The organism is Nocardioides jensenii JCM 1364 = NBRC 14755 (genome assembly GCF_001552535.1).
Taxonomy (GTDB): Bacteria; Actinomycetota; Actinomycetes; order Propionibacteriales; family Nocardioidaceae; genus Nocardioides; species Nocardioides jensenii.
Genome location: NZ_BCRJ01000008.1, coordinates 169,746 through 178,261, shown reverse-complemented (window position 1 = coordinate 178,261; position 8,516 = coordinate 169,746). Strand labels below are relative to the sequence as shown.

Annotated in this window: 11 protein-coding genes; 8 read left to right on the top strand and 3 right to left on the bottom strand. The window is 70.3% G+C overall.

The genetic code is table 11. The features are described from left to right. Positions 1-785: NAD(+) diphosphatase (nudC, locus tag NJ4_RS05135; RefSeq protein ID WP_157550736.1), on the top strand; the 785-nt coding region annotated here is incomplete at its 5' end. Between the two features lie 9 nt (positions 786-794). On the opposite strand, the gene NJ4_RS05130 is transcribed toward nudC, so the two are convergent. Continuing rightward, positions 795-1,040: a mycoredoxin gene (locus tag NJ4_RS05130; RefSeq protein WP_217996759.1), complete on the bottom strand. Its 246-nt coding sequence runs from the start codon at positions 1,038-1,040 to the stop codon at positions 795-797. Between the two features lie 75 nt (positions 1,041-1,115). Here NJ4_RS05130 and NJ4_RS05125 point away from each other — a divergent pair, with 75 nt between their 5' ends. From NJ4_RS05125 to NJ4_RS25915, 4 genes are all read left to right on the top strand, one after another. Beyond that, positions 1,116-3,152: an ATP-dependent DNA helicase UvrD2 gene (locus NJ4_RS05125; protein WP_067431141.1), complete on the top strand. Its 2,037-nt coding sequence runs from the start codon at positions 1,116-1,118 to the stop codon at positions 3,150-3,152. 451 nt (positions 3,153-3,603) lie between these two features. Continuing rightward, positions 3,604-3,912, top strand: coding sequence for a WhiB family transcriptional regulator (locus tag NJ4_RS05120; protein ID WP_067431138.1), 309 nt, complete (start codon positions 3,604-3,606; stop codon positions 3,910-3,912). A gap of 71 nt (positions 3,913-3,983) precedes the next feature. Then, the gene (locus NJ4_RS05115; RefSeq protein WP_245644463.1) at positions 3,984-4,136 is read left to right on the top strand and encodes a hypothetical protein; all 153 of its coding nucleotides are present in this window, start codon (positions 3,984-3,986) and stop codon (positions 4,134-4,136) included. A gap of 88 nt (positions 4,137-4,224) precedes the next feature. After that, positions 4,225-4,389 (top strand): hypothetical protein, encoded by a 165-nt coding sequence (locus tag NJ4_RS25915; RefSeq protein ID WP_169799215.1) that lies wholly within the window; start codon positions 4,225-4,227, stop codon positions 4,387-4,389. Positions 4,390-4,451: 62 nt separating this feature from the next. Here the strand turns inward: NJ4_RS25915 and NJ4_RS05110 are convergent, their stop codons facing one another. Both NJ4_RS05110 and NJ4_RS25910 read right to left on the bottom strand, forming a co-directional pair. After that, positions 4,452-5,375 (bottom strand): hypothetical protein, encoded by a 924-nt coding sequence (locus tag NJ4_RS05110; protein WP_157550733.1) that lies wholly within the window; start codon positions 5,373-5,375, stop codon positions 4,452-4,454. Between the two features lie 139 nt (positions 5,376-5,514). Further along, the gene (locus tag NJ4_RS25910) at positions 5,515-5,673 is read right to left on the bottom strand and encodes a DUF5679 domain-containing protein (RefSeq protein WP_168618186.1); all 159 of its coding nucleotides are present in this window, start codon (positions 5,671-5,673) and stop codon (positions 5,515-5,517) included. 149 nt (positions 5,674-5,822) lie between these two features. Here NJ4_RS25910 and NJ4_RS05105 point away from each other — a divergent pair, with 149 nt between their 5' ends. The 3 genes from NJ4_RS05105 to NJ4_RS05095 all read left to right on the top strand — a co-directional run bounded on the left by NJ4_RS05105 (position 5,823) and on the right by NJ4_RS05095 (position 8,482). Next, on the top strand, positions 5,823-6,626 hold the full coding sequence (locus tag NJ4_RS05105; protein ID WP_067431128.1) for an enoyl-CoA hydratase/isomerase family protein: 804 nt from the start codon (positions 5,823-5,825) through the stop codon (positions 6,624-6,626). 286 nt (positions 6,627-6,912) lie between these two features. Further along, the gene (locus tag NJ4_RS05100; RefSeq protein WP_067431124.1) at positions 6,913-7,944 is read left to right on the top strand and encodes a PHP domain-containing protein; all 1,032 of its coding nucleotides are present in this window, start codon (positions 6,913-6,915) and stop codon (positions 7,942-7,944) included. A gap of 10 nt (positions 7,945-7,954) precedes the next feature. After that, entirely contained in the window at positions 7,955-8,482 is a 528-nt protein-coding gene (locus NJ4_RS05095) for a M48 metallopeptidase family protein (RefSeq protein WP_067431121.1), read from the top strand. Positions 8,483-8,516 lie beyond the last annotated feature (34 nt).

Here is an 8,516-nt window from a genome sequence, read left to right as displayed (position 1 = left end):
CCCGGGTGCGGACGGCGGGCGCCGGCCCGGTCTGGGTGCGCCCCGACGAGGCCCCCGAGGGAACCCGCGTCCTGCTCGGCGAGCGCGGCGGCCGAACACACTTCGCGGTGCTGTTCGACCCCGAGCAGGCACCCGGCGAGCGCGACGAGTGGGTCGGGCTCCGGGCGCTGGCGCCGCACTTCATGGACCACGACTCCTCCGAGGCGCCGTTGGCCTTCCACGCGATCGGGCTGGCCGAGTGGCACTGGCGCACCCGGCACTGCCCCGCGTGCGGCGGCCGGCTCGAGTCGCGGCAGAGTGGCCACCTGCTGGTCTGCACCGTCTGTCAGGGGCAGCAGTTCCCGCGCACTGACCCAGCGGTGATCATGGTCGTCGCCATCGGCGAGCCCGGGGCCGACGACGAGTGCTGCCTGCTGGGCCGCGGTGCCGGTTGGGGCGAGGGACGGTTCTCCACGCTGGCCGGCTTCGTGGAGCCGGGGGAGTCCCTGGAGGACGCGGTACGCCGCGAGGTGTTCGAGGAGGTCGGGGTCGAGGTCGGCCCGGTCGACTACTTCGGCAACCAGCCGTGGCCGCTGCCGACCAGCCTGATGCTCGGCTTCCTCGGGCGTGCCACGACCACCGACATCGTCATCGACGACACCGAGATCGCCGAGGCACGGTGGTTCACGCGCGCGCAGATGAAGGCCGAGGCCGAGGCCGGCACGATCGTGCTGCCCGGCGGCGTCTCGATCTCGCGTTCGCTGGTCGAGCACTGGTACGGCGGCCCGCTCCCCGGCCGCTGGTGACTCTCCCGGTCAGGCCAGGGCGGCGATCTTCGCCTTCACCTGGGCCAGGCTCGGGTTCGTCTGCGCGGATCCGTCGGAGTAGACGAGAGTCGGCACCGTCTGGTTGCCGCCGTTGGCCTTCTCGACCAGCTCGGCAGCGTCGGGCTGCTGCTCGATGTCGACGATGTCGTAGCTGATGCCCTCCCGGTCCAGCTGGCTCTTCAGGCGGTGGCAGTAGCCGCACCACGGCGTGGTGTACATCGTGAACTCGCTCAACGGATTGTCCCCTCGGGCATCTAGGCTGCTTGGTGTTCGACCGACTCAACCGCACTCCGAGGTGAATTGTTCCCGATGGCCCGTCCTGACAGCCTGCTCGACGCACTCGACCCCGAGCAGCGACAGGTCGCCGAAGCGCTGCGCGGGCCGGTGCGGGTGCTGGCCGGTGCCGGCACCGGCAAGACCCGGGCGATCACCCACCGCATAGCCCACGGCGTGGCCACCGGCGTCTACCAGTCGACCGAGGTGCTGGCGGTCACGTTCACCACGCGGGCCGCGGGTGAGATGCGCACCCGTCTGCGCGAGCTGGGTGCGCCGGGTGTCCAGGCCCGCACCTTCCACGCCGCCGCCCTGCGCCAGCTGCGCTACTTCTGGCCGGCCACCCACGGCACCGAGCTGCCCACCCTGACCGAGTCGAAGCTGCCGCTGATGGCCCTGGCCGCCCGGCGGCAACGCCTCGGCGTCGACCAGGGCACCCTGCGCGACCTCGCCTCCGAGGTCGAATGGTCCAAGGTCAGCAATGTCCGCCCCGAGGAGTACGCCGCCCTGGCCCCCACCCGGGGGCGCGAGGTCAACGGCGTCGACCCCGAGACGGTCGGCCGGGTGTTCGGCACCTACGAGGACGTCAAGCGGGGCCAGGGCCGCATGGACATGGAAGACGTGCTCCTGCTCAACGCCGCCCTGCTGGCCGAGGACGAGCGGGTCGCGGCGCAGGTCCGACGTCAGTACAAGTTCTTCGTGGTCGACGAGTTCCAGGACGTCTCGCCCCTCCAGTCGGCGCTGCTCGACCTCTGGCTCGGGGGGCGCGACGAGATCTGCGTGGTGGGCGACCCGGCGCAGACCATCTACAGCTTCGCCGGCGCCAACGCCGACTACCTGCGTGACTTCCCGGGCAAGCACCCCGGCACCACCGCGATCGATCTGGTCCGCAACTACCGCTCCACGCCCGAGGTGATCGGCTCGGCCAACCGGCTGCTCGCCGGCAGCAGCTCCCGGGGCGTCCAGCTGGTGGCCCAGCGTCCCTCCGGCCCGGCAGTCGCCTATCGGGAGTACGACGACGAGGTCGCCGAGGCCGAAGCAGTCGCGGCCGAGGTGCTGCGGTTGCGTGACTCGGGGGTGTCGTTGGGGTCGATGGCGGTGCTGTTCCGCATCAACGCCCAGTCCGAGGCGTTCGAAGATGCGCTTGCGGCCCGCAACCTCGCCTATGTCGTGCGCGGGGCGGCTCGGTTCTTCGACCGCCAGGAGGTGCGCCAGGCGATCACCCTGCTGCGCGGCACGGCTCGCTCCGGCGGCGGTGGCGACGACCTGGCCGCCGACGTGCGCGGCACGCTCGGCGGCATGGGCTGGACCGCCGAGCCGCCCTCGGGGCGGGGCACGGCCCGTGACCGGTGGGAGTCCCTCCAGGCGTTGGTCTCCCAGGCCGAGTCCGCGGCCGCCCAGACCGAGGTGTCGCTCGGCGACTTCGTCGACGATCTCGACCGGCGCGCAGCCGAGCAGCACGCACCCGTGGCCGACGGCGTCACCCTGGCCACCCTGCACACCGCGAAGGGCCTGGAGTGGGACGCCGTGTTCGTGTGCGGCGCCCAGGAGGGCTCCATCCCGATCTCGTTCGCCCAGACCCCGGCCGAGGTCGAGGAAGAGCGCCGTCTCCTCTACGTCGGCATGACCCGGGCTCGACTGCACCTGTCGGTCTCGTGGAGCCTGTCGCGCAACCCCGGCGGTCGTCGTACCCGCAAGGCGTCGCGGTTCCTGACCGGCCTGAGGCCAGACACCGGCAGCGCGGCCGAGCCGAAGCGGGCCAAGAAGGCAGCCCGGGCAGCCATGTGCGGCACCTGCGGTCGTCCGTTGTCGACGGCGGGGGAGCGCAAGGTCGGCCGGTGCATGGACTGCCCGGCGACCTACGACGAGGACCTCTTCGCCCGGCTCAAGGAGTGGCGTCGCCAACGGGCCAGTGACGACGGGGTGCCGGCGTACGTCGTCTTCACCGACAAGACGCTCGAGGCGATCGCCGAGGTCAAGCCGACCGGAGACGCCCAACTGCTCAAGATCAGTGGCGTCGGAGCCACCAAGATCGAGCGGTACGGCGAGGAGTTGTTGGCCCTGATCGACTGATCCGAAGAAAATCCGTGAAATACCCATAAAATCGATTGCCCATTACAGGGTTCCCGCGATAGTTTTCCTCTCACGCAATCAAACGCGCACACGATCTTGGCACGATCAGCGCCCGACGCACCGAAGGAGGTGGCACCAGTGAACAGCATCACGACTCGAATCACGACTGCGAACCAGTCGCGCATCGTCATGCCCACCTACGCCGCCTTTGGCGTGTCTGCGTGCGCTGGTGCCGATGTCCCGGCTCGCAAGCGCGTGATTGCTCTCGTCACGGGAGCAACCCAGGGGACCACTGTCTGGAGTCCACCGCCCTGTTGAGTTGACACTCAACTGGCAGCCTCCAGGCCGCGGAACCCGAGAACCGGGATCCGCGGCCCTTTTGTTTCTCCACGCACCGACGTGGGGGACCCGGATCAACAATCACGATCAGGTCGAAGAGGAGGTGACACACATGACCATCAGCGAACTCAAGCCGCCCGCCGATTCAACACTGGGCGAGCTGCACGCGGCGGCCGACACCGTCGACGACGAACTGCTGCCCTGCCGGGCCAACAACCCGGAGCTGTTCTTCGCCGAGTCGCCCACCGACGTCGAGTACGCCAAGGCCCTGTGCACGGACTGCCCGGTCCAGGCACTCTGTCTCGCCGGCGCTCTCGAGCGGCGCGAGCCCTGGGGCGTTTGGGGCGGTGAGCTCTTCCTCCAGGGAGTAGTGATCCCCCGCAAGCGGCCGCGCGGCCGTCCCCGCAAGAACGCCGCCTGACGCGGCCAGCACAAGAAAGTCGATCACTTGTCATGACCACTCACACGAACCGGAGCACCACGATGAATCTCATGCATGAAGAACTGGCGCGCGCACAAATGTCCGCGCGCCTGGGAGAGGCGCAACGCAACGGCCAGGCCCGGCGACTCGTCGTCGCCCGCAGGTTGAGCCGCAAGGCGGAACGCGCTGCCGCACAGGCGCGTCTCGCCATGGCCCGCCTCTGATCAACCACTGAGCCGGCACGAGGGGACAGTTCCCCTCGTGCCGGCTCGGCGCATTCCTACCGTCCAGGCGCCGGCGTAGGCTCGCCACGTGGCAGCCACCTGTGACTTCTGCGGTCGTCAGTCCGATGATGAGAACCTCCCGCTCACCTGGACCACGGCCGTCGAGAACGGCCGTCGGCGCACGTTCTGTGACGTGTGCTCCCGCGAGCACCTGCGCGCGATGGAGAGCAAGCTCGACAGCGAGTGGTGGTAGCAGGACCGTCGAACGGCTCGGAGAGACACCACGGCGGATCGTCGCGGACACCCCTCACGGCCTCACATGGCGAAGGCCCGACCCCAGCCGCATCCGCACGCCGGGTGCTGACGCCACGGCGTCGAGCCCAGTTCGAGGGCCGGGTCGAAGGTCAGCGTCGAGCTCCAGCTGCGTGGTCGGTGGCCGTCGACCCAGTTGAGCAGGTCGCGCACCGCCCACAGCATGGCCATCTCGAACAGGTCGTGGTGGATCGGCTCGGGGAGACCGTCGGGCGTCGCGGCCGCGTCGACGTACTGCGCCACGATGAGCGGCCGGCGCGGGTCGCGGTCGGCGAGGTGGGCGTCGATGCAGCGCAGGCACGCCGTCTCACCGGGCACGACGAAGGGGCCGAGGCGCACGACGCCCTCGCTGGTGCTGACCACCAGATGAGGGAGGTCGGAACGCACCCACTCGTCCAGGCGATCGCGGTCGGGTTCGCCCCGGGCGACCAGGAGGGCGGCATCGGCACGCGAGGTGGTGGCCGTGGTGGAGACACCGCCGCTCGTGAGCACGTCCACGATGCGACGCTCGGAGCGACGGTCGCCCTGGTGGGCGACCCCGATCGTGGTTCCACGACGACGAGCCAACAGGTCGGGACCATCCCTGCCGTTGTCCCCGAGATACGCGGCCAACGACTCCCGGCCAACCTGGTCCCTGGCGGTGCCCAGGGCCGAGAGGAATCCGTCGGCGTCGAGGACGAGCGCCTTGTCGAGCAAGCGGTTGCAGAAGCGCAGGACCGCCGGCGTGAGTTCGCAGGCGGGCCCGGGAGGGACGCCGTTGCGCAGGTCGAGGAGCACGGCACGGATCTCGTCGGTGTCGGGTGCGGTGACAGCGAGGTGGGCGACCAGCCCGACCTGCAGGAGGCCGTCCTCGCGGCGGCACACGCGAACTCCGGGGCGCAGCAGAGGCCGGGCCGGGAATCCGGGGTGTCGGGGCAGCCGAGGCATGCCGGCACTCTCACACAGAACATCGATGTCGCGCTCGCGTCATCCACAGGCTCGCCCAGCACCGGCGAGAGGCCCGGGTCGTGCAACGACGCAGCGGCGCCGCCCCCGAGGGGGACGGCGCCGCTGCGGCTGCTCGGTGTTACGCCTTGCCGAGGATCCGGTTGAGGTTGGTGCCACACTCGGGGCAAACGGCCTTGGCCATCCGCGTGCCCTTGTCGTTGACCTTGACCTCACCCGAGGCCTCACGCTTGGCCTTGCACTTCACGCAGTAGAACTCGCCGCTCCAGGTCTCCGCCATGACGGCCTCCTTGCCTAATTGTTTCTCGGTCGTCGCGACGGGGGGATCGGGGAAGCCCGCCGGGGTTCCCACGCCGGGCATGTGAACCATCAAAAACCCTACGTCACGCCTGCGTACAGGCGTGGGAGGCGCCCCGTTAGGGTGCCGACATGCCCGAAAACGACGATCTCACCTTTCTCCGTCTGGACCGCCCCCGACCCGGGGTCGCACTCCTCACCCTGGACGACCCGGACCGACGCAACGTGATGTCCGACGAGATGACCGACTCGTGGGTGCGTGCCCTCGACGAGCTCGCCGCAGACCCGGAGCTGCGCGCCGTCGTCGTGACCGGGGCCGGCACCTCCTTCTGCTCGGGGGGTGACATCGGCTGGATCGCCAGCGAGCCCGACGCCTCGGTCGATCGGCTGCGCACGCGCATGCTCGCGTTCTACCGGGCCTGGCTCTCGATCCGGCGACTCGAGGTGCCGACCATCGCCGCCATCAACGGTCACGCGATCGGGGCCGGGCTCTGCATGCCACTGGCCTGTGACATCCGGTACGCCGCAGCCGGCGCGAGGCTCGGAGCACCGTTCGTCAAGCTCGGCATGCACCCGGGCATGGCCGCGACGTACCTCTTCCCGGACGTGGTCGGCCGGGCAGCGGCCCGCGACCTGCTGCTCACCGGGCGCATCGTCGACGCCGAGGAGTCCCAGCGTCTGGGCCTGGTCAGTCGGGTGATTCCCGATGAGGGTTTTCTCGACGAGGTGCTCGACACCGCCGCCGGGGTGGCCGAGACGGCGCCGATCGCGAGTCGCTGGACGAAGCTCGGCCTGGCCGGCGCCGGGCACCGCGACATCGAGGCGGCCCTGCAGTGGGAGGCACTGGCCCAGCCGGCCACGCTGGCAACGACCGATCTGCAGGAAGGCATCTCTGCTGCGCGGGCCAAGCGCACTCCCCGCTTCACCGGGCGATGACGGCGAGGCGGCGACGGGCCGGCGGACCAGAAGGGCGAGAAGAGGCCCCTGACCGGCACTCCCACACGTGCCTTCCCCTTGCGAGTGTGGAACTGCCCCGCCGAAGCGGATGGCCCGGGGCCCCATCCGTGCCGACGCTAGGGGCACCCATGGTCCCGGGTCAATGGGGTGGTGGCGGCTGGTCGACCCCACCTGTGGAGAACACTGTGGAGAACGTGTGGAAACCACGGCGGCCGCTGTGGAACTGTAGGAAGTCACCGTGGACGAGAGTGGAGGAGTCGAATCCATGACCGGCGACCCGATCAGCCCGGTCGCGGCACTTCGCCGGATCGCCTTCCTGCTCGAGCGTGCCCGCGAGGACACCTACAAGGTCAAGGCCTTCCGCAGCGCCGCCGCCACGATCCTCCCGCTGACCGAGGACGAGCTCTCCGGACACGTCGCCGACGGCACCCTCACCGACCTGCCGGGCATCGGGGCGAGCTCCGGCACGGTGATCACGCAGGCGTGGCGCGGCGAGGTCCCCGAGCGGCTGGCCGCACTCGAGAAGCAGTACGCCGGCCCGCTGGCCGCGGGCGGACGGGAGCTGCGGTCGGCACTGCGCGGCGACCTGCACTCCCATTCGGACTGGTCCGACGGTGGCTCGCCGATCGAGGAGATGGCCTTCACCGCGATCGAGCTCGGCCACGACTACCTGGTCCTCACCGACCACTCACCGCGACTGAAGGTGGCCCGGGGACTCAGCGCCGAGCGCCTCGGCCGACAGCTCGGGGTGATCGACGCGGTCAACACGCATCTCGGAGACGGCTTCCGCCTGCTCAAGGGCATCGAGGTCGACATCCTCGACGACGGGTCGCTCGACCAGAGCGACGAGATGCTGGCCCGGCTCGACGTACGCGTGGCCAGCGTGCACTCCAAGCTGGCGATGGACCCCGCCGCGATGACGCGGCGGATGGTGGCCGCGGTCGGCCAGCCCTTCACGAACGTGCTCGGCCACTGCACCGGCCGGCTGGTCACCGGCAACCGCGGCACCCGGCCGGGCTCGCAGTTCGACGCGCGGGCGGTCTTCGAGGCCTGTGTGGCCCATGACGTCGCCGTCGAGATCAACTCACGGCCCGAGCGACGCGACCCGCCGACGAAACTGCTCGAGCTGGCCCGCGACCTCGGGTGCCTCTTCTCCATCGACAGCGACGCTCACGCCCCCGGCCAGCTGGACATGCTCGACTACGGCTGTGAGCGCGCCGAGGCCGCCGGAATCGAGCCCGAACGGATCGTCAACACGTGGCCGGCAGACCGCCTCCTGGCCTGGGCGAACCGCTAGCCTGCAGGCCATGGGGGATCCCGAGATCGAGGTGCGCCGCTCGAAGCGGCGCCGCCGCACCGTGTCGGCGTACCGCGACGGCGACAAGGTCGTGGTGCTGATCCCGGCCTCGCTCAGCCGGGCCCAGGAGGCCGAGTGGGTCGAGACGATGGTGGCCCGGCTCGACCGGCAGCAGAAGCGTCGGCGGCCCTCCGACGAGCAGTTGGCCCGCCGCGCCGCGGACTTGTCCGAGCGCTACCTCGGGGGCCTGGCCGTGCCCGATTCGGTGCGCTGGGTCGAGAACCAGACCACCCGGTGGGGGTCGTGCACGCCGGGAGACCGCTCGATCCGTCTGTCCTCGCGACTGCAGGGCATGCCGTCCTGGGTGGTCGACTACGTGCTGATCCATGAGCTCACCCACCTGATCGAGCACGGCCACAACGAGAAGTTCTGGGCCTGGGTGGCGCACTACCCGAAGTCGGAACGGGCCAGGGGCTACCTCCTCGGCTACTCGGCGGCCTCGGAGATGGAGCCGCCCTCCAGCGAGCTCGACGAGTAGGGCGGGACGACGAGTCCGGGCTCGGTGTCCGGCC